This window comes from Paenibacillus favisporus, from assembly GCF_040545415.1.
GTDB classification, from domain to species: domain Bacteria; phylum Bacillota; class Bacilli; order Paenibacillales; family Paenibacillaceae; genus Paenibacillus_AQ; species Paenibacillus_AQ favisporus.
Genome location: NZ_JBEPLV010000003.1, coordinates 825,587 through 847,546, shown reverse-complemented (window position 1 = coordinate 847,546; position 21,960 = coordinate 825,587). Strand labels below are relative to the sequence as shown.

The window sequence follows — 21,960 nt, the reverse complement described above, 5'->3', positions numbered from 1 at the left end:
CTGCCATTTCGCTGGCGAAACGGCAACCCGATTCGTGTAACTTCAGATTAGTTCGTGTTTATGACGACTTACCGACTTACTTCTTTTCTTTATAAGCTTTATACGTCTTGTTGGCAAGCTTAACATAATTATCCAGACCCTGTCCCTTGAGCTCGTTCACAAATGCGTCGAACTGGGACAACGGTCGCTCGCCGAGGATAAATTTGAGCGTGTTTTGATCCGAGTAGTCTTTCAGCGGCGTGCTCAGCAGGGTCGCCTGCTCGCGGTCTTCTACGGAATACGGGATCGGCGGCTCGGCCGGTACGACGGTTTTCGTCTTTTTCATATCTTCCTGGAACTTTTTCTCTTCGTCGCTGAACATCGATTGCAGCAGCTCCGTTGTACCGCCGTAGGCGAACACCCCTCCGGAGAAGCCGTAATCGATACGCAGGTCCTTCGTTCCTTTCGGGTTCAGGCCGTTATAGTTGATATCGTCGACCAGCTTCCGGACGCCGTTCTCTTTGGTATACGTTACCCCTTCAACACCCCACTTGGCAAACTCTTCGCCTTCGTCACTGTAGTAGAGCCAGTCAATGAACTGAAGGATCGCCTTAAAGTTCGGGTTTTCCTTGGCTTTGGCCAGAATCATCACGCCGTTCTCCAGACGGGAGCCGGACATCAGCTGACCTGCAGGTCCTCCTGGCACCGTGATTTTGGCGATGGAGAATTTGCCCTCTCCGAGCGATTTGTTCATGTCCGTGCGATGCAGCACGACGGTCTGGGAGTTGCCGTTGATCACAAACGATTTACCGGATACGAACTTCTGAGTCGCCTGATCGTCCGTTTGCGTAAAGCTTTCTTTGTCCAGCAGGCCTTCGGATACAAGCTTGTTAAAATACGTCAGCATATTTTTGTATTCCGGCGTCGTGGACGTGTACACGAACTCGTCCTTGTCCGCTTTGTAAGTGAGACCGTTGCCGAATCCCCAGCCGGCCTTCGTTCCGAATCCGGTCGCCGCGATGTTCAGCGTACTGTTGAACTGGAACCGGTCGGAGAACGGAATCGAGTCCGGATAAATTTCCTTCAGCTTCTTGAGAGCGGTATACAGCTCATCCCAGGTAGCAGGAATCGGAATGTTGTTCTTCTCAAAAATGTCGGTCCGCACGAGCAGCGTGTAATCCGGCCATACCTCTTCATGCAGGCCAGGGAGCACATAGTATTTACCGTCCTCCTGCCGGAGTCCGTCCAGCTCCTTTTCCATGCCCCATTTTTCGACTTTATCCTTAAAATTCGGCATCATATCAATGTAATCGCTTACCGGCAAAATCGCACCGGATGACACAAAAGAAGCTTCTTCCCCGGGATACGTTTTCGGAATGACCAGCGGAGCGTCTCCCGAGCTGATCAGCAGCGAGCGCTTCTGGCTGTAATCGCTCATCGGAACGATCGTTGGCTGAAGCGTGACGCCCGTTCTTTTCGTGATTTCCTGGAACAGCATCCAGTCCTTCTTGTAAGGGTAGGCCGGCTGGTCGCTGAAAAGAATCGGCAGGTTAAACGGCTCGGTTGCCTTGAAAGAAACGTTAACGCCGTAATTTTCCATCGCGCCTTTGGATTGGTCCTTGGCTTCTCCGCCGCTGCTGCCAAGATTGTTGCTGCAGGCAGCCACGGACAGGCTCATCACTGCGGCCATCAGCGTCATTCCCCATTTTTTACGAGAACGCTTGAACATTTGTTTACTCCCCCCATGAATGAATGTCGGAACTGCAAAGAACTGTAAAGCTATGAAATGAATGCGGCGATCCGGACCGGATTTATCCTTTCACGGAACCCAGCATAACACCCGATACAAAGTACTTTTGGACAAAAGGGTAAATCAGCAGAATCGGCAAAATAGTAAGAACCATCGTGACGGATTTAATGTTCGCAGAGATTTGGGTCAGGTTATCCGCTGACGTCGCCCCCGCGGAGGCGCCACCTGTTGCCCCGGCAATGAGGTTCCGCAAGTATACGGTGACCGGGAACAGTTCCTTCTGGTCCATGTACAGGAAAGCGGAAAACCATGAATTCCAATGTCCCACCGCATAGAACAGCATCATGGTGGCCATGATCGCCTTACTGAGCGGAAGAATAATGCGGAACAGAATCCCGAACGTGTTCAAACCGTCGATCGAAGCCGCTTCTTCCAGCTCCTCCGGCATGTTCTCGAAAAATGATTTCATGATCAGCATGTTGTAGATGCTGATTGCACCCGGAACGACGATCGCCCAGATCGAATTGGCAAAGCCAAGGCTGTTAATGAGCACATAGTTCGGGATCAGCCCGCCGTTAAAGAACATGGTGAACACCGCGAACATCGTCAAAAATTTGCGCCCTATCAGCCTTTTCTTGGACAAGGCATAGGCAAAGATCGTCGTCATGAACATCGAAATGGCCGTTCCGACCACCGTATAAACGACGGTGTTTTTGTAGTTCGTCCAGAACATCGCGTCCTTGGCCACCGTCCGGTACGTGTCGATATTGAAGCCTCTCGGGATCAGGTTGACCTTCCCCGCATTGATATAAGCCTCGCTGCTGAAGGACTGGGCAAGCACGTTAATAAAAGGAAATACCGTAATGAAGACAACCAGCAGCAAAATGATCGTGTTGACGACTTTGAACACTTTATAGGAAACGGAATCTTTCACTTGAGGACCTCCTTACCATAGGCTTCTTTCCGTTACTTTTCTGGAAATCGCGTTGACTGAAAACACCAGAATGAGCCCGATGATCGATTCGAACAATCCGATGGCCGTGGCGTAGCTGAAGCTGCTGGACTGCAGGCCGACCCGGTACAAATATGTAGAAATGACGTCGGACGTTTCGTAGATGACCGGATTGTAGAGGAGCAGTATCTTTTCAAAACCGATGGCCAGGAAGCTGCCCATGTTGAGGATCAGCAGAGTGACGATGGTCGGCAGGATCCCTGGGATCGTCACGTGCAGCGTCTGCTTCCAGCGGTTGGCGCCGTCAATTTTCGCGGCCTCGTACAGGGACTCGTCAATCGTCGTCAATGCGGCCAGATACAGAATCGCTCCCCAGCCCATGCCCTGCCACACCTCGGAGGTCACGTAAATCGCCCGGAACCACTCAGCCCGCTGCATGAAATTAATACCGTCTCCGCCGAAGAAACGGATGAGCGCATTGATCGACCCGCTCGCCGAAGTCATCTGCAGGATCATGCCGGCCACGATGACGATCGACAAGAAGTGCGGCATGTAAGAGGCGGTTTGAACGAATTTCTTGAATTTCTTGTTCTTCACTTCATTAAGCAATAACGCAAAGATAATCGGAATCGGGAACGTGAACAGCAGGGTCAAAGCACCGAGAATCAGCGTGTTCGTAAATACCTTCCAGAAGTTCGGATCCTGGATAAACATCTGGAAGTAGTGAAACCCTACCCATTTCTCTCCATAAATGCTCCCCCCGGGAACAAAACGGCGGAAAGCGATGACGTTGCCGATCATCGGCCCGTATTTAAAAATGAGCAGGTAAATGACCGGTAATACCAAGAGCGAATACAACTGCCAATCTTTGCGAAGAAGCCTTCCTACAGAACGCTGCTTCTGTTTTTTGACGGCTCTTTCTTGGGGCAAGACGGGGCTTGCGGCCTTCGTTTCCATTCTTCAGATCACTCCAATCCGCGCAGAACATGTCGCTGTTATTTTTGCACTTCTCGTACCAATCCGTCTGATGTCTCGCGCAACCATTTCACATATGAACATTCATCCCGGTCCAGGCAAACGGATAAACCGCTTACAATTCGTGTGGCTTTAGTGCGGTCGTCGAACCCTGAAAAAGACCTCCCCTTTCTTAAAGCGCTTACAAGTAACCTTCAAAAAAACTTAATACCTCTGTTCTCCAAAGCTTTTTGAACCTAGAAAAACGATAGACCGGAATAAAAATGGTGAGGCAGTTCAGAAGAAAATTGGAATACTAGTATAACTAGTATGGTAGTTGAGCTGTTTTTATTGTAATGGACCTTTTCCTGGATTTCAATATTTTTCTTTCGAGAACTTTAAAAAAGTTACGCCCTCTTCGAAAAAGCTGAATACGAAAACTGCCATCCCCAACCCCAAAAAAGCGCCAGCCGTGACCTATCACAGCTGACGCTTCATATGAAACATTCGTACAATACCTGCTTCTCTTCGACATTATTGCTTGATCGCAAACATGGAATTCCATTCCTTATGGAGACTATGGATTTGTATTCAAACGTCCATAGATTTAAATGTTCAGCATCTCGGCACGCTTTTCTAATTCGTCTTGACCACAATACAACTCGGCGTACATATACTCTGTCAGCAAAAAAGAAATCGTGGATTCCGCCCCCTTATTCCGGTTCGGCCCGTTCGGCGTCAGTCCGTCGCAGCAGCTGCCGTCTGAAGGATCGGCGAGCGGCCGGTGGCAGTCATTTTCACCGTGGAACCACTCCCGGCAGCGCCGGATAAGCTCCTTATATTCCTGACTGCCTTCCACCCGATATGCCTCCCTGGCGGCCAGAGCCAGCTTCATCACTTCGAGCGGCTGTTGATCCCACCGGCTGCGGTGGCCGCGGTCGGCCCAGCCCCGGTTGCCGATCGGCCGGATCCAGCCTTCCTTTGCCGTCATTTGTTCGGCAAGAAAATCAAGGGATTCCTTGGCCACCCGCCGGACGGTTTCGCGTCCCGTGGTTTGATAGGAGGAAAAGAGTGCCCATGGAAGTACGCCGTTTCCGTAGGTCATCTGCGGCTCGAACCAGTGCCAGCCCGGCTCAGCCGACGTGGAGTAGAGGTCCATCAAATTTCCCTCTAAACGCTCGATCAGCGTCCACGCCTGAAGCTTCTCGAGCAGCTCCGGCCTTGTCATTCGGAGCGGATAGCGTTCCTTCGCCGTCCAGAGCCGGGAGTAGGCCGCAAGTGTATACGCCCATCCCCGGGGGAACTGCAGCTGCTGCGTGGCAGCGGCCGACCCGAGCAGGATCGTTTCGGCAGCCCACCTGCTTCCCTCGTCCGGCAGCTCGGCCCATGCATTCACCGCAGCCCATACGGCGCGCCCATGGCAGTCATCCGATGCCGTTTCCGGTTCAGGAGAACGGTCATAAGCAACATTGTTATGGAACGTTCCGTCCTCTTTTTGAAGCCACAGCAGAAAAGCCAGGTAGATGTCTGCCAGCTTCAGCCAGCGCTCGCTGGCATCCGGTTCCATGCGCTGAATAACCGAACAAGCCCAAAGGGCACGGGCATTGTCGTCCGTTGTATATCCTTCCTGTCTCCTAGGAACTGAACCCAATGCATGCTCGAGCAGACCTGTATCATCAGTCATCCTTTCCAGATGTCTAGGACAGATGCGGTAACTATTCAAGGGTCCCCCTCCCTCAGTTCGCTTTCATGATTTCCGGAACGGAAGCGGCTAATCCATTGAACAGCTCCAGATGGAGCTGACCGACCTTGGACCAATGCATATCCCCTCCAATCCGCCCTATTTCCCGTTCCCATCTTCTCGCCGTTTCCTCTTCGGAAAGAATAGCTCCCATTTGCTCCGACCATCCCTTCGTATCATTGAAAGGAATCAGCAGCTCCGGATAATCCCCCAGCAAATCCTTGGCATAGGCATACGGCGTCGTCAGAACCGGCCGGCCCAAGCCAACAGCATAAGCGAGCGTTCCGCTCGTAATTTGCTGCATACCCGGATAAGGCGTGACGTACAGGTCGGCGGCCGATAACAGCCCAGCCAGCTCGTTCTCTTCCACGAACCTGTCGATCATGACGACATGGCCATCCACCCCCAGTTCACAGGCAAGGGATTCGAGCTCCTGCCGGTACGCCTCGCCTTCCCATTTGCGCACTTCAGGATGCGTCTGCCCCACGATGGCATACAAGGCGTTCGGAACTTTTCGAACGACATCCGGAAGAGCACGAAGGATCAACTCAAATCCTTTCCCCCGGCTGAGAAGACCAAAGGACATCATGACCTTGCGTCCGTCCCAGCCCATGGATTGCCGCGTCCGTTCGCGCAAACCGGCCGCAGGCTCCGGTGTTCCATGAGGCACGCATCGGATTTTATCCATCGGCACACCCATCGATCGGTGGAGGTAGCCGGCAGCCAGCCGGTTCATAACCAATATCAGATCGCTCCGCTGGGCAATCCGCTTTTGAATGCTTAGATACGGCTCTTCCGGATGTTCGAATACGGTATGGAAGGTAACGGCAAGCGGCTTATCGAGATGATCGACCAAATCAAGCACATATTCTCCGGCTTCCCCGCCGAAAATTCCGAATTCGTGCTGAAGCGAAACGACGGACACGTCGCTCCGGTTCAACCGCTCGGCAAGCTTTCGGTATGCTTTGCGGTCCTCCTTCTCGACTTCATGGATCATCGGATCCGTATCTCCCAACAAACTGAACGCCGGCTTGACGGCGTAAACCTCATCTTGGCCCTTCCAGCCTCTGGCTCCGTTCACGCTTTGCCGCAAGTGATGCGTATAGGTGGCAATCCCGCATTTTTGAGGCACATAAGTGCCTATATAAGCGATCCGATTCATACCGTAATCTCCTCCTCCTCTTTGATGCGGTGCGCAAAAGCTTCGTAAAGGATATGCCGGGATCCGATTTCCGAGCCGAATCCGAATACGCATTGGTACAGCTGTGCTCCTTCCCTCACGTGACAGCCGTCCCACAGAATCGTCTCCGATAACCGGGTGTTATTGGCAATCCGGCAGTCGTCCCCGATGACCGTATACGGTCCGATGATGGCTTTATCGCCGATTTGCACGCGGTTTCCGATCACGACCGGCGGGATCAAAAGGGCACCGTCGCCGATCCGGCAGCTGTTCCCGGTCCAGATTCCCGAAGTCTTTTCTTTACCCGGCAGAGGCAGCTTCAATTTCCGATCCAGAAGGTCCCAATGCACCTGCCGGTAACGCTCCCGGGTGCCCATATCGAGCCAATATCCGGTCATCGTGAAGCCATACACGCCTTCCCCTGCTTCGATGAGAAGAGGGAAGGTTTCCCTTTCGATCGATACCTCGCGGCCTGCCGGTATGTAGCTCAAGGCTTCTTTGTTCATGACATAGATTCCGGCATTGATCAGTTTCGAAGGTGCTTCCCCCGATTTCGGTTTTTCCACAAACCGGGCTATGCGGCCTGTTTCCGAGATGTCTACAACGCCAAAAGAACTGGGATCCTCTACCTCGGTCAGCCCGATGGTAACGGTCGCCTGCCGTTCCTGATGATATTGAATGAGCGGTTTAATATTCATATGCTGTACGATATCGGCGTTAAACACCAGGAAGCAGTCGCCAAGCAGCGATTCCGCGTTTTTAATGGCGCCGGCAGTACCCAGCGTCTCGTTCTCTATAACATACTCGATGGAGACCCCCCATTTTTTGCCGTCTCCCAAATGGTTTCGAATCAGGTCCGGGTAATGCTTGAGCGCCAGGACAAATTCCCTCACCCCTTGATCTCTAAGCTGCCTTACCAAGTGTTCGATCCAGGGACGATTTCCTACTGGCGCCATCGGTTTCGGCATTTGTTCGGTTAACGGCCGCAGACGTGTGCCCAGTCCCCCGGCCAACAGCAACGCTTTCATCGGTTGATCACCCTCCAGTTCGGTTTTCGGTCATAAAAAAAGAAGCCGGCGCATGGCGAACCTTTTCTCGATCATGGCACCATGAGCGTAAAAAATTCATTCATCAACGACTTCTGTTTTGGAGTTGTCTGGTCTTCAGCCGCTATGCGCTAAAGCCCGTCCGCTATGACCTTTTGCCCCTCGGTGGGATCAAGTGCCGCATCATCGAACAGAATGGTCATATAAATATAACCCCCTCCCGCTTCAGATTATTAGCACTCACCTAAATAGGCTGCTATTAATACTAATAACGAATTCGTTCCTTGCTTTCAATAGTGAATACTCGCGGAAATGAATGAGTATCCGCCATGAAAGCCAATACATGGTATACTTTCGCAAGTTTTTTCAAATTTCCTTACTCATACGCCAGATATTGTATACTCGATAGGGAACGAGCATTATGATTCTACGATGCCCCTATTTGTTACGTTTAAAGTGCGCTCAAGCTTGCTGAGGACGCTGTCTGTAACCGGAATTCCCAGCTGCTCCATTGCATACAAGAACGAGCCTACAACGGGAGGAAAATGCGGATCCATCAAACGGAATGGTCTTCCCGGATCATCTGTGGAGATACGCTTAAGCTTTCCCTGAAAATAAGTGCTGTTCGCCACGCTCCCAATGCACGCAACCCGCAGCGTTTCGGCCTGAAAATGCCGTCCGAGCAAGCGGATGCCGACCACGATCTGGTGAATGGACCGGTCGCAAACCGCTTGGGCTAATGAACTGCCTGCCGCTGCCGCCTCCGTAACATAAGGAGCAAAGGCTCCAAAACCCCGGTCCCTTTCGCGGCGGTCATCATGGAAACCGTTCCTGCCCAGGAGTGCAAGTTCCCCAAGGTCGGCTGCATTCCAATGCGAGAGCATATCATGAACCAGGCGCCCGTCAGTATCGTCCGTATGTCCGGCAATTGCTTCATAAACGGCGTCATAGGCCAGAAACCTGGCTGCGCTTGCAGCATAGTGATGATAGTCGTAATTACGTATGTATTGCCCTTCTTCATTGATACCGAAAATAATTGAGCCTGTACCGGAAATCACCACGACGCCTGGCTTTGCCATCAATGCACCATAATGGGCGGCGACCGCATCGTTTACGTGCCACTTGGGGCATGTCATTTCCGGTAAATGGGTCAGTTCCTTCACCCATTCTAAATCCTGATCCCGGTCGTAACCGGCGATGCCTGCGGCCATGCCGCAAATTTCCCCCGGAGAACACCCCGCTACGGAAAGGGCTTTGCGGATCGCCGTCTTGAAATTATCCGTAGCCTGGTTATCCCGATGCTGCGATGCCGCTTTCTGATCCTCGATGTACGCAGCGATGTCTCCATCCGGACTTGCGATGATCACTCTGGTATTGGAGCCCCCTCCGTCGATACCCATAATCAGTTTCCTTCCAGCCATACAATCCCCTGCCCCCTTATCTCTACCACCCAATCACTAACCCGGGAAGAACCACCGCCTTCATGGAAGTTATTTACTAGTTAGGTTTAATTCGACAAAGTTCTCTACATATCCTCCTCCGTTGTATCGACTGTACGATAGGAACAATGATCCAAGATCCTCGCAAAAAAAGCAGCAAAAAACCGACCAAACCCCTTCCGAACGACCCAGGACTCCGGAATAATAAAGGGTCTTTGACCGCTTCCTCCAAAGCATCTTGGATTGCGGCTGCCTGTTATCCTTCGGTGAGAATGGGAATACTTTGATTCGTACCCCTGTTTATCCAGATCCTTCTCATATCCATGCCGGGTACGATCAATCGAGTACAGTTCGGGTATGTATATATGATGCGGTTTATTAGTAAAAGGAGGTTGCACTCATGTTGGAAGAAAACAGACCGATGCCGGCAGAAGAAGGCTTGGACCATAGTTTAGCTTTTCTTAAAGAAGGCTATTTGTACATCACGAACCGAACCCTCGGATTTCAATCGGATGTATTCGAGACGCGTTTGCTTGGCGAACGGACCATTTGCATGCGCGGGGAAGAAGCCGCAAGGCTGTTTTATGACGAGGACAAATTTATCCGGTTCGGTGCGGCACCCAAACGCGTGATTAAAACGCTGTTCGGTGAAAACGGGGTTCAAACGCTGGACGGCGAAGCCCATCGCCACCGGAAAGCGATGTTCATGTCCCTCATGTCCGACGACGCGATGCAGCGTATACGGGAGCTGACCCGAAAATATTGGGAGATTGCAGCGAAAAACTTTGAAACGCGGAAAGAAGTCGAGATTTACGAGGAAGCCAAGGAATTGTTATGCCGGGTTGCCTGCGAATGGGCTGGAGTTCCGCTTGAACCGGAAGAAGTACGAGAGAAAACGGGCTGGTTAGGTGCGTTGTTCGAATCTCCCGCCTCCATTGGAATCACTTATATGAAAGGCCGGAACGCCAGAACCAAGGCGGAGTCCTGGGTCAGCGGCCTGATTGAGGACGTGCGCGCCAACCGTTTCACAGCGCCGGAACATTCGGCACTGGCCGTGATCTCTTTTCACCGGGATCTGAATGGCCAACTGCTCGACTTAAAAACTGCCGCCGTAGAAATGCTGAATATTATTCGTCCGATCGTCGCCGTTTCCATTTATATCGCCTTTACCGCACTTGCCGTCATTCAGCAGCCTGAAGAGCGGGAAAAGCTGGCCGGATCGGATGAGGTGCGGCTTGGCCACTTTATCCAGGAGGTCCGCCGCTTCTATCCTTTCTTCCCCGTGACAGCAGCACGGGTGGCAGAGGATTTTGTCTGGAAAGGTTATCGATTTGAGCAAGGGACGTTAACCATGCTGGACCTGTACGGCACCAATCACCACCCGGACCTGTGGGACAAGCCGGAGAAGTTTATGCCGGACCGTTTTCATCATTGGAGAGGATCCCCTTTCAGGTTTATTCCTCAAGGCGGAGGAGATCATGATACAGGGCACCGGTGCGCCGGCGAATGGCTAACCCTGGAAATCATGAAGGAGAGCCTCGACTTCCTGGCCAACCGGATGAGCTATGACGTGCCACAGCAGGATTTAAGCTACAGCTTCAGCGATATTCCGTCGCTGCCTCACAGCAACATTGTCATTCAGAACGTCCGAAGTGTTTAGATATGAATTGGCTTATGTTCCACAGCCCATGCTTTCCCTGAACAGAGAAAAAGCCGCAGCAATGCGGCTTTTTCTCTTGCATCTGAATGATCATTATCGGGGTCCATGCCAAAGGACCTGGATTCACATGGCAGCCAGACCTCTTTTTTTGCGTAATGACTTAGCGCTGTTTCCAATCGATTTTGCCCAGAATGCGCAGCACGCTGCGGACAAGCATTTGGAAGCTGCCCATGACGAACAGCCACACGCCCGCCGTTTGCATCGACTTCTGAAAAAACAGCATGCTGCCACCAATGTAGCACAGCGAAATGATGATGTCGCTCGCGATCCGCAGAACCTTGCCGGGTTCATGGACCACAAGCCGGTGGTGCCGGAACTTGACCACCCAATGCCAGTGATGTTCATCCGTCTTAAGCTGCTCAAACTCCATGAGATGATGGCGGATAATAAATCAGCTCCTTTCTGTAACACAAAGAGGACTGCCTGCACAGGAGCCCGCATCTTTTTATAGAAAGTGCGTTTTATTTCATTACCCGCCCCATCCTTCATGAATCAATCCCATGAGTCGTTAATAAAACGTACCCACACTTCAGTAATTTTTAGATATAGGCAAATTTTACTCCTAAATGGAAACCTGTTCGGATATGATGAAAGTAATTCTTACGGAAAGGGTGTTTTCTATGAAAAAAATCGCCGTCTTACCTACCAACGGGAGGGCGACTATACTTTAACCCTCCTGCATTACGGGAGGAATCCAATTGAATTCCAGAATCAAAAAATTCATTTCCTACTATAGACCTTACAAGGGACTGTTTGCCGCCGATATGGCATGCGCCTTTATTTTGTCGGCGATTACGCTTGTTCTTCCGCTCGGCGTCCGCTACATTACCTCCGAGCTGCTTGACGGTGCTCATTCTGACGCGCTGTCCCAAATCTATGCCGTCGGTACAGGGATGCTCGCATTGGTCATTCTCCATATTGCCTGCGAGGTGTTCGTGGATTACAAAGGCCACATGATGGGCGCGATGATGGAAGGCGACATGCGAAGCGAACTGTTCGAGCATCTGCAGAAGCTTTCGTTCCGTTTTTATGACGAACAAAAAACCGGCCAGCTGATGACCCGGACCACAAACGATATTTTATCCCTTGCCGAGCTGTACCATCACGGACCGGAAGACCTGCTCATCTCGATCTTGAAATTTACCGGTGCGTTTATCATTTTGATTGCGATCGACGTTAAGCTGACCTTGATCGTCTTTCTGTTTTTGCCGGTGATGGCTGCGTACGCGTTTTATTTTAACCGGAAAATGAATGCGGCCCTGCGAATCAGCCGGGACCGGATCGGGGACATCAACGAGCAGGTGGAAGACTCCCTCGCCGGTATCCGTGTGGTCAAATCGTTTACGAACGAGCACGTGGAGATCCGCAAATTCGCCCGGGCCAATGCCCGCTTTCTCCAGAGCCGGAGCGACGGGTACAAGAGCGAAGCCATTTTCTCCGGCGGAATGATCGGCTTTACACAGCTGATTACCGTCGCCGTTATCGTCTTCGGCGGTGCCGCTATCCTCCACTCGTCGATGCAGCTTCCGGACTTGCTGACCTTCTTTTTATGCATCGGCATTCTGATCGAGCCCATTCAGCGGATGGTGAATTTCGCAAGGCTGTATCAGGAAGGTATGACGGGGTTTGACCGGTTCATGGAGATTTTGGAGGTAGAGCCGGATATCTGCGACGCGCCAGGTGCGGCAGAACTCGGCCATGCCGAAGGCAAGGTGGAATTCCGCCAGGTCTCCTTCAAGTATAAAGACGATCACCGGGAAGTGCTGACCGACCTGTCTCTTACCATCGAAGCCGGCGAATACGTAGCCATCGTCGGTCCGTCCGGCGTCGGGAAAACGACGCTGTGCTCCTTGATCCCCCGGTTTTATGAAGTCAGCGGAGGAACCATTCTTCTGGATGGCAAAGACATCCGCGGATTGACTTTGCGCTCCCTCCGGCGGAACATTGGTATCGTCCAGCAGGATATCTATTTATTTGCCGGCACAGTTATGGATAATATCCGTTACGGCAACGTGGAGGCGACCCGCGAGGAAGTCATCGAGGCGGCGAAAAAGGCCCATGCCCATGATTTCATTATGGGGCTGCCGGACGGCTATGATACCGACATCGGCCAGCGCGGAATCAAGTTATCCGGCGGTCAGAAGCAGCGGCTCAGCATTGCACGCGTGTTTCTCAAAAATCCGCCCGTGATCATCTTTGACGAAGCCACCAGTTCCCTTGACAACGACAGCGAGCAGGCAGTACAGGCGTCGCTAGAGAAGCTGTCCGACAACCGTACGACGTTGGTGATCGCCCACCGGCTGTCTACGGTCCGGAATGCACAGCGGATCATTGTGCTGACCGATGACGGGATTGCGGAACAGGGAACGCATGAAGAGCTTTTGGCACTGGGCGGCACCTATGCGCATTTATATAACATGCAGCTTAAGTTGTGACCGGCTGATCCCCTACAAAAAAAACCATCCAGCCCAACAGGGATTTCTCCCTGAGGCTCTGGATGGTTTTTGCTGCTTCAGACTACTCTTCGTAAATTTTGGTGAGCATTTGGCCCAGCTCCTGCAGCGCCTGCTCTTCCTGCTCACCGTCGGCTTCCAGCCGGATTTCATCGCCGGCGGCAATGCCCAGGGTCAACAGCCCGAGGGAGCTTTTGCCGTTGGCTTTTTTCTCGCCTTTGAACAGTGTGACTTTACAAGGAAACGTATTTGCCTTCTCTACGAACAGTTTCGAAGGGCGGGCATGAAACCCTTGTGGGTGGATGACGGTAAAAGTTTGGGATACCATAGCTTATGCTTCACTCCTTAGTTGTTGGTTGACAAAATCAAGCACCTCTTGCTGGGTGCTCATGCCGATCGCCTGCTCGGCCAAACCTGCCCATTCCTCTCTGGACAAGCGGGAAATCAGTTCTCTGGCCGGGAGTACGGACGAGGCACTCATGCTGAATTCGTACAGTCCGAGTCCGAGAAGAAGCGGAATCGCTGCCGAATCTCCGGCCATTTCGCCGCACATGCCGGCCCATTTGCCATGGCGGTTAGCTGCCTGGATCACAAGCTGCACCAGACGAAGAATCGACGGATGATGAGGCTGATACAGATAGGCAACCGATTCGTTCATCCGGTCCGCCGCCATCGTGTACTGAATCAGGTCGTTCGTGCCTATGCTGAAAAAGTCCACTTCCTTCGCCAACACATCGGCGGCGATCGCTGCAGCGGGAATTTCGATCATAATGCCGACTTCAAGCGTATCGGACACCTTCGTGCCCTCCTGCTCGAGCTTGGCGCGTTCTTCCGCCAGAATCCGCTTCGCCTCACGAAGCTCACCCAGGACGGCGATCATCGGGAACATAATGGCTAGCTTGCCGTGCATGCTGGCCCGAAGCAGCGCCCGAAGCTGGGTGCGGAACAAATCCTCCTTGTCCAGGCATAAACGGATGGCCCGCTGGCCCAGAAACGGATTCATCTCTTTCGGCAGCTGCAGGTAAGGCAGCTCTTTATCGCCGCCGATATCCAGCGTACGGATGACGACGCGCTTGCCGTTCATTTTCTCCAATACATGCTTGTAGACAGAATACTGCTCTTCTTCGGAAGGGAACGAGCTGCGTCCCATATATAGAAATTCGGTACGGAACAAGCCAATGCCGTCCGCCCCGTTCGCCAGCACCTTCTCCAGATCGTCAATGCCGCCGATATTGCTGGCCAGCTCCACCTGAACGCCGTCTGCGGTGACCGACGGCCGGTCCACGTAGCTGCGCATGCGGGTCTTATACTCTTCATATTCTGCCTTACGTACGGAATATTCGCGGAGCTGCTCATCCGACGGATTGACGATGACCTGCCCGGCCGTAGCGTCAAGAATGATCATATCCCCCGTCCGAATCCCAGAAGCATCCGCACCGGTCCCGACGACGGCAGCCAGCTCCAGGGAGCGGGCCATGATGGCGGAATGCGACGTCCGGCTTCCGATCTCTGTGACGAAGCCCTGGACGAATTCCAGATTTAACTGGGCCGTATCCGACGGGGTCAAGTCTTTGGCAATCAGAATCGTTTCGGCATTCAGCTCGGACAGCGCGCTGTGCTCCCGTCCCTCCAGCTTGCTGATGACCCGTCCCGTGATATCCTTAACGTCCGCCGCGCGTTCCCGAAGCATCTCGTTATCCATGGACTGCAGCGCTTCGATGATGCTGAAAGCCACTTCGTGCAGGGCATATTCCGCGTTGACGCCTTCGCTCTCTATCTGGTCCAGCGTCGTGTCGATCAGGTCCGGGTCGTCCAATAGAAACAGGTGAGCTTCGAAAATCTCGGCCTTCTGCGGTCCAAGCCGCTCCAGCGTCGTTTCCCGGATCCGGTCGATATCGGCCTTGGCCGCATCCACTGCGCTGCGAAGACGCTGTTTCTCGGCGGCAGGATCGTCGACCTTTCTCTGCTGCGGGATGGACTCCTCCGCTTCCAGCCGGTACGCTTTGGCAATGGCGATGCCCGGTGATGCGGGCACGCCGGTCAGCAGTTGGCTCATGGGCCATACCTCCTTATTTTACGTTGGAATTCGTCTATCGTGAACATGCTTGTTTTCGATCGATTATTGATGATTGTAGGCCTTCAACACTTTCTCGGTCAGCGTATGGTCTGGGTCAAGACCGCTTACTTCGGCAAAAGCCTGGCGGGCGCCTTGATCCGCGATCAGGCTCTGCAGCTTGACGGCCTCCGGATCTTCCGCGAAGTCGAATTTAAGAGCCAGCGCCATGACCTCGGTCAAATGCTCGAAGGAACCGCCCTGCTCCCAGGCACGAAGGGCCGGCCGGACCAAGCGGTCATCCGGGGACAGCTTACGGATCGGCGACCGGCCGACCCGGACAACCTCGTCGCTCAAATACGGATTGCGGAAGCGGTCCATGATCGTGCGGATATAGTTCTCATGCTCCGCAGGATCAAAGCCGTAAGCACGCACGAGCATGCTTCCCGTTTCCTGAAGCGCACCGGTAACCAGCCCGGCGACTTCCTCGTCCTTCATCGCTTCCTGGATGGTCGCATATCCTTTCCGGTATCCGGCATAAGCCGCGCTGCAGTGACCTGTATTTACTGTGAAAAGCTTGCGCTCAATATACGGAATCAAGTCGTCAACGTAATGAACGCCTTGAATTTCCTGGGAGCCGGAGAACATTTGGGATCGATTGATCACCCATTCGTAGAACGGCTCCACCGTGACAGCTAGCGGATCCTCATGATGCTGCAGCGGCACGATACGGTCTACCGCAGAATCCGGGAAGGCTGCAAAAGAAGCCGCTTTTTGCTGCTCTTCGAGCGATAAATGGCCCATGACATGTTCTTTCAGCTGCGTGCTGGCGCCGATGGCGTTCTCGCAGGCAATGACATGCAGCGGAGCTGCTCCGCGCTCCATCCGAAGCTTCAAACCTGCTGCAATCCCCGGCGCGATATGTTTCAGAATGTTCACTCCCACAGCCGTCGTAACCATATCGGCGGAAGCCACTGCTTCTGCAACCGCTGCTGGATCCCGGCCGTCAATGGCGTTAACGCCCTCTACCGGGATTTGCTTCCCGCTCTCGTCGGCAATGGTGACCGTGTAAGAACCGCGCTGCTGGATCGTTTGCACTAACGACTCGTTCACATCGGAAAATACGATCTCGTAACCCGACTGCGAAAGCAGCAAGCCGATAAATCCTCTTCCGATATTTCCTGCGCCGAAATGTAGAGCCTTCATTCTTCCATCCCGCTTTCAAAGATGCTCAAAATTTCCTCGGCGGTCTTCGCCGTACGGATGCCTTCCATGCTGTCCTCATCCGAGCAAACCATGGCGACGCTGGTCAGAATGTCCATATGCTCACCGTTCTGGGCGGCAATCCCGACGACGAGTACCGCCGGCTCATCCCCTCCAAAATCGACCCCTTCCGGAATTTGCAGCACGGCCAGTCCAGTCGACTTGATCATTCCTTTGGCTTCGTTGGTCCCATGGGGAATGGCCAGGCCTGCGCCCATATAAGTGGACAAGGCATTTTCGCGTTCAATCATCTTATCGACATATTCCTGTTCCACATGTCCGGCATCAACCAGCATTTGTCCGGCAAGGCGAATGGCCTCATACTTGTCGGATACTTTAACGTTCACACGAATTTGATCTGCGGATAAAATACTCATGATGATCACTCTCTTTCCAATTTGTTTTTTAAGTATGCACGGAGATGGGCGGACAATAGTTCCCTGATGCGCCCTTCATCCCCCTCCGCAAGGGCTTCAATCATATCCGTGTCCAGCAGCGTTGCGCTGATTTCGCTCAGCACCTCCAGGGTTTCCCGCTCGAGCTGCCGCGGAGCCAGCATCAGCAAAAAGCGCGACAGCTCAACATCACCTGAGTCATCCAGCCTGAGCCGCTGATCCAGTTCAAAGAGCATCAGTACCGGCCGTTTCACCGCATTGCTGCGCGTATGAAACAGCGCCAGCTCCGTACCGGGAATCAGCTGGGTCCCGTGCTGTTCCCGCTGAATCAGCAGTGCCGCGACCGCTTCCGGGTCGATGATCACGTCCCGAAGCGCCGGCGCTGTACAGGCGGCAATCAGCCATTGATCAAGGCTCGGCTGCCCTTCGATCCGCAGCGGCAGCACACGAAAAGCTTCCAAGAGCTCAATGCTTTGCTGAAGGGTTTGGTGTAATGAACGCAAGCCGTCGATATCGGCTGTGCCGGCCGCTTCCCGGCGTCCGGCAGGCCACTCTCTCAGCTCCGGTGCCAAATCTTCCAGTAATCCGGGCAGCGGCTCGGCATCCGCTGATAGTCCGTCCGGCAGCGGCTTCACGCCGTGGTGCCGGATATAATCCCGGAGCTTCTCCGCTTCGGTTGGGGTAAGCAGCGGGCTCAGCTTCAAATATTGTTCCTCCGGCAGCGGCAAATCGACGGTACTGATGATCAAATCATAGTCCGTTCTCGGTATCCTTGCGGCCTCATACCATGAAGCCTGCTCGACGATTTGGAGCTGCGGAAATTCTTTGCGCAGCCGAACTGCCAGCATTTTCGAAGAGCCGATCCCGCTCGTGCATACGATCACCGCACGCATATGCTGGGGGATCTGGCCGATCCGCTCCCGCGCGGCTCCAAAATGCATCACCAGAAAAGCGATCTCCTCGTCCGGGATGCGGACGGAAGGAAAAACGGCGTCCGCTGCCTGCCGGACCCGGCCGAACAGCTCGGCATAATCCTTGCGGATCGTATCCAGCAGCGGATTCCGGATCCGCTGCCCTGCTGTGATTCGTTCCATCGCCGCTTTCAGATGCATGAACAAACCGTCCCGAAGGGAGCGGTCAGCGGTGTAGTCGTTCGCATCCAGTTCCCTCATTTTGCGGATGAGCGACCGGACCGTGCCGGCAAGCTCCAGATCGTCCGCCGGAAGCATTCCTGTCGAATGAGCCAAGGCTCTTTCAAGAAGTTCTGCTGTATATCTCACTTCAGGCAGCGAATATTCCATGTTCAGAACTTCACTCAACTCATCGCATAAAAGTTCAGCAGACTTCATTTTATGGTCTTGAGCCGGCATAGCAGATGGCCGGTCAAACCGCCGCAGATTGATGAGGCGGTCGGCTTCCGCTTCAGTGACTGTGATGCCCTTGCGAATGCGGGCTGCCGCGATGGACAGCCGGATCAGCAGATCGGTATAGGCTTCCTCACTGAAGGATTCTTCCTGATGCCGCTCCTCCCACTTCCATAAGGTTTCTTCGATCGCTGAAATGCGGTCCGCCCCGGCCATTGAGGCGATTCGGGCATCCACTGGATGATGCGGATTCTGCTCCGAGTACCCGATAAGCGACAAGTCATCCAGCCGGAAGCGGACGAGCGTACGAATCGCCTCGCGGATCAAGGGCTCCGAGCCGGTAATTTCCACTCCATAACCTCGCCGACGGATCAGCAGCAAGCCTTGTTTGCCGATCCAGTCGGTCAAATCGTCCAGATCCGCTCCTACGGTCGGTACCGTGACCTTCATCTCGTGGGCAAGCGTAAACAGCTTCACCGGTTCCCGCGAACCGAGCAGCCGGGCAAGGAGGTATATCTGCCGTTCATCCGCCGAATATTCGATCTCGGCGGGCATGAGCAGCTCCGATCGGACTTGTTCAATTTGAGAAGGGTCACCTTCTACACTGAGGCCGGAACCGGCTTTCCGGTGAAGCGTAATCCCGTGCCGATGCAGATAACTCTCGACCGTGTCCAGCTCCCTGTGCACTGTCCGCGGGCTGACCCGAATGCTGCTGGCAATTTCGGCAACTGTACTCTCCGAAGGGCTTCGCAGCAGCAAATCCAAGATCTGTCTTACACGGTGTGACAATTCCATGCCCCTTAGCCTCCAAAACGGCCGCAAAAGGCGCTTGGACGCCGGCACATATGCCCGCATCCATTCGCCTCAAGCGTTTTATAGTTATTTCAAGCGTTCGACAAGCTCGTCATATTCCGGACTCTTCAGGAAGTTGTCGATGGAAATATGCTCTGCTTTCGGTGCTACGCCGCGAGCACGGTCGGTCAACGTTTTATGCGTGACAACGATATCCGCGTCGGACGGAATGTCGCTGATCGCCGTGTTCGTGACCTCGATCGGCGATCCGGCGGCTTTCATCTTCTTGCGAAGGATGGAAGCGCCCATGGCGCTGGAGCCCATGCCGGCGTCGCAGGCGAAGACGATTTTGTGAACCTCGTCTTTGCTCTTCTGCCCTTCAGCCGTGCTTGCCGCCGAAGGAGCTGTTGCTTCTTTCGCCCCTTCTGCCGCAGCGGCCGCCGCAGCAGCCGGAGTTCCTGCAGCTTTCATGTCTTTCATACGTTTCGTTGCTTCTTCAAGATCGTCCTGGTCTTCTTCCGTCTTCTTGCTGGTTTTCAGCAGAAGTGCAGCCACGACGAAGGATACGATCGCAGCGGTGATGACCCCGCTCAGTACGGGTAGGATTTCTCCCCGCGGCGCCATGGCCAGGTAAGCAATGATGCTGCCCGGAGATGGCGGGCCAACGAGTCCCGCGTTCAGCAGCGAGAACGTAAATGTGCCTGTCACGCCGCCGGCCATTGCCGCCAGAATGAGGCGTGGGTTCATCAGAATGTACGGGAAGTAAATTTCATGAATCCCGCCAAAGAAGTGAATGATCGCCGCACCCGGTGCAGATTGACGGGCGGATCCGCGGCCTACGATCATGTAAGCGAGCAGGATACCGAGTCCGGGACCCGGGTTCGATTCAAGCATGAACAGGATGGACTTGCCCGCGGTCTGCGCTTGTTCAATCGCGATCGGGCTCAACACCCCGTGATTGATAGCGTTGTTCAGGAACAGCACCTTCGCCGGCTCGATCAAAATGTTGACGAGCGGAATCAGGTGGTGATGAACCAGAAACTCGACGCCGGAGGAGAGCACGTTGGTGACGGCTTCGATGATGCGTCCCACGATCGAATATGCGATCAGGACGAGCACACCGCCGATAATGCCGAGCGAGAAGTTGTTGACCAGCATTTCGAAGCCGGACTTGATTTTGCCTTCGACCGCTCTGTCAAACTGTTTGAGCACCCATGCAGCTCCTGGTCCGACGGCCATCGCGCCGAGGAACATCGGAATGTCGGTTCCGATAATGACGCCCATCGTGACCAGGGCACCGATCACGCCGCCGCGCTGCTTGTGCACCATCGTACCACCGGTGTATCCGATCAACAGCGGGAGCAGGTACTTGATCATCGGGTCGACCAGCTTCGCGAGATACTCGTTCGGGATCCAGCCGGTCGGTATGAACAGTGCCGTGATCAAGCCCCACGCGATGAACGCTCCGATGTTCGGCATGACCATGCCGCTCAGGAAGCGCCCGAATTTTTGAACTCCGACCCGGGCGGCACCGGATGCGGAGGAAGATGTGGATTGGGCCATGAGGATAACCTCCTTGTAAACTTTTGTCGAACCGTATTTTGCAATACGTCGTTCGTCCTATATCCATCCTAGCCGACATCAACCTGACACTCAATAAAATGAAAACGCTATATTGTCAGGAGCCCTGATGACAAAACTTTATGAATCCTGCCTAAACCCTTGATGTATCAGGCTTTTTCTGGCCCTGGTGAGGATGACATCAGGGGAAACATACGTGCTAAGTTCACTCCGGTCAGCTGTGATTGCATTCGTTTAATCTGTAATTTTCCCAGATTAAGTTTTCCTTTCTGGAACCTGATCATGGGTAGGTTTTCCCATTAAGTGGACCTGATTCAGAAATTACCGATTTTTCACAAAATAAAAAAAACGTCTATCGACGTACCTTCACAGAAGACAGACCGCCTCTAAAGGAAGTTTTTCTTGCAATATCAGGAAGCCATGGCTCTGGAGTTTATACTTTCTGATATTAAAAAAAGCGCCCTGGTTTAGGGCGCTAGCGTGTGTATGTGTTGGCCATATCCGTCATGAAAGACGTCATCTTCCAAAAAGCCATCCGCCGTTGACGTTCAGAATTTCTCCAGTGACATAAGATGCATCCGGCGAAATCAAGTACAAGACCGCGGCGGCTACCTCGTCCGGCGTCCCCGGACGTCCGGCGGGAATATTCGGGATCAGCTGCTGCAGTTTATCCTCACGGTGGCCAAAACCGGTATCCGTAATCAAGCCTGGAGCCACGGCATTCACCGTTATCCCTCTGACGCTCAGCTCTCGGGCTGCAGCGTACGTAAGGCCATGGAGCCCGGATTTCGAGGCGGCGTATGCCAGGGATCCGGGGCCGCTTCCACCTGTAAACGCGCCGATCGAGCTGATATTGACTATCCTGCCGCCCGGACTTGCCAGGTATGGCGCTGCGGCAGCCGTCATCAAAAATGCCCCCTTCAAGTTCACGCCAATAATGTCATCCCAGAACCGCTCGGAATCTTCAAGAGGCACTCCGGTAGAAACGGCCTCACCCATGAAACCTGCATTGTTAATCACTATATCTAAACGTCCGTTTTGGTGGACTACCTCCTCGACGGCCCGCTGTACATCTTCACGACGGCATACATCCGCTTGTACCCATGAAGCGCCTTCGCCCAGCCGCTTACATGCTTCCCTCAGGGAAGTTTCGTGTCTCCCAAGGATCATGACACCGATTTCTTCTTGTATGAGCCTTTGAGCAATCGAGAATCCGATTCCACTGCTTCCGCCAGTTACGATCGCTGTACGTTTCATTGAAGTCATCTTGATCACCTTTCCCTTCGCCATGTGTGTGA

Annotated in this window: 17 protein-coding genes; 2 read left to right on the top strand and 15 right to left on the bottom strand. The window is 53.5% G+C overall.

The window, feature by feature from the left end:
- Positions 1–76 precede the first annotated feature (76 nt).
- The 7 genes from ABID47_RS16965 to ABID47_RS16935 form a co-directional block, all read right to left on the bottom strand.
- Positions 77–1,708, bottom strand: coding sequence for an ABC transporter substrate-binding protein (locus tag ABID47_RS16965; RefSeq protein ID WP_200630766.1), 1,632 nt, complete (start codon positions 1,706–1,708; stop codon positions 77–79).
- Positions 1,709–1,790: 82 nt separating this feature from the next.
- On the bottom strand, positions 1,791–2,663 hold the full coding sequence (locus ABID47_RS16960) for a carbohydrate ABC transporter permease (RefSeq protein WP_354498404.1): 873 nt from the start codon (positions 2,661–2,663) through the stop codon (positions 1,791–1,793).
- 12 nt (positions 2,664–2,675) lie between these two features.
- Positions 2,676–3,638, bottom strand: a complete 963-nt coding sequence (locus ABID47_RS16955) for an ABC transporter permease (protein ID WP_354498402.1) — start codon at positions 3,636–3,638, stop codon at positions 2,676–2,678.
- A 604-nt stretch (positions 3,639–4,242) separates the two neighbouring features.
- Positions 4,243–5,358 carry a glycosyl transferase gene (locus ABID47_RS16950; RefSeq protein WP_354498400.1) on the bottom strand — a complete coding sequence of 372 codons (1,116 nt, stop codon included), beginning with the start codon at positions 5,356–5,358 and terminating at the stop codon, positions 4,243–4,245.
- 13 nt (positions 5,359–5,371) lie between these two features.
- A complete protein-coding gene (locus ABID47_RS16945) occupies positions 5,372–6,538 on the bottom strand; it encodes a glycosyltransferase family 4 protein (protein WP_354498398.1) in 1,167 nt (388 codons plus the stop codon).
- Complete coding sequence (locus tag ABID47_RS16940; RefSeq protein ID WP_354498396.1) at positions 6,535–7,584, bottom strand: NDP-sugar synthase; 1,050 nt, start codon at positions 7,582–7,584, stop codon at positions 6,535–6,537. The genes ABID47_RS16945 and ABID47_RS16940 overlap by 4 nt, the downstream gene beginning before the upstream one ends.
- A gap of 437 nt (positions 7,585–8,021) precedes the next feature.
- The gene (locus ABID47_RS16935) at positions 8,022–9,023 is read right to left on the bottom strand and encodes a BadF/BadG/BcrA/BcrD ATPase family protein (RefSeq protein WP_354498394.1); all 1,002 of its coding nucleotides are present in this window, start codon (positions 9,021–9,023) and stop codon (positions 8,022–8,024) included.
- A 421-nt stretch (positions 9,024–9,444) separates the two neighbouring features.
- Between ABID47_RS16935 and ABID47_RS16930 the strand changes: the two genes are divergently transcribed.
- Positions 9,445–10,701, top strand: coding sequence for a cytochrome P450 (locus tag ABID47_RS16930; RefSeq protein WP_435530642.1), 1,257 nt, complete (start codon positions 9,445–9,447; stop codon positions 10,699–10,701).
- 160 nt (positions 10,702–10,861) lie between these two features.
- Here ABID47_RS16930 and ABID47_RS16925 read toward each other — a convergent pair whose 3' ends face one another.
- Positions 10,862–11,131: a YrhK family protein gene (locus ABID47_RS16925; protein WP_105443203.1), complete on the bottom strand. Its 270-nt coding sequence runs from the start codon at positions 11,129–11,131 to the stop codon at positions 10,862–10,864.
- Positions 11,132–11,459: 328 nt separating this feature from the next.
- Between ABID47_RS16925 and ABID47_RS16920 the strand changes: the two genes are divergently transcribed.
- On the top strand, positions 11,460–13,196 hold the full coding sequence (locus ABID47_RS16920) for an ABC transporter ATP-binding protein (protein WP_354498390.1): 1,737 nt from the start codon (positions 11,460–11,462) through the stop codon (positions 13,194–13,196).
- 82 nt (positions 13,197–13,278) lie between these two features.
- On the opposite strand, the gene ABID47_RS16915 is transcribed toward ABID47_RS16920, so the two are convergent.
- The 7 genes from ABID47_RS16915 to ABID47_RS16885 all read right to left on the bottom strand — a co-directional run bounded on the left by ABID47_RS16915 (position 13,279) and on the right by ABID47_RS16885 (position 21,928).
- Entirely contained in the window at positions 13,279–13,542 is a 264-nt protein-coding gene (locus ABID47_RS16915) for an HPr family phosphocarrier protein (protein ID WP_076166519.1), read from the bottom strand.
- Positions 13,543–13,545: 3 nt separating this feature from the next.
- Positions 13,546–15,270: a phosphoenolpyruvate--protein phosphotransferase gene (gene ptsP, locus ABID47_RS16910; protein ID WP_354498388.1), complete on the bottom strand. Its 1,725-nt coding sequence runs from the start codon at positions 15,268–15,270 to the stop codon at positions 13,546–13,548.
- A 63-nt stretch (positions 15,271–15,333) separates the two neighbouring features.
- Positions 15,334–16,473: a mannitol-1-phosphate 5-dehydrogenase gene (locus ABID47_RS16905; protein WP_354498386.1), complete on the bottom strand. Its 1,140-nt coding sequence runs from the start codon at positions 16,471–16,473 to the stop codon at positions 15,334–15,336.
- Positions 16,470–16,907, bottom strand: a complete 438-nt coding sequence (locus tag ABID47_RS16900) for a PTS sugar transporter subunit IIA (RefSeq protein WP_354498384.1) — start codon at positions 16,905–16,907, stop codon at positions 16,470–16,472. The genes ABID47_RS16905 and ABID47_RS16900 overlap by 4 nt, the downstream gene beginning before the upstream one ends.
- Before the next feature lie 5 nt (positions 16,908–16,912).
- Positions 16,913–19,084 carry a BglG family transcription antiterminator gene (locus ABID47_RS16895; RefSeq protein ID WP_354498382.1) on the bottom strand — a complete coding sequence of 724 codons (2,172 nt, stop codon included), beginning with the start codon at positions 19,082–19,084 and terminating at the stop codon, positions 16,913–16,915.
- An 84-nt stretch (positions 19,085–19,168) separates the two neighbouring features.
- Positions 19,169–20,644 carry a PTS mannitol transporter subunit IICB gene (locus tag ABID47_RS16890; RefSeq protein ID WP_354498380.1) on the bottom strand — a complete coding sequence of 492 codons (1,476 nt, stop codon included), beginning with the start codon at positions 20,642–20,644 and terminating at the stop codon, positions 19,169–19,171.
- Between the two features lie 534 nt (positions 20,645–21,178).
- Positions 21,179–21,928, bottom strand: coding sequence for an SDR family NAD(P)-dependent oxidoreductase (locus ABID47_RS16885; RefSeq protein WP_354498378.1), 750 nt, complete (start codon positions 21,926–21,928; stop codon positions 21,179–21,181).
- Positions 21,929–21,960: the final 32 nt, after the last annotated feature.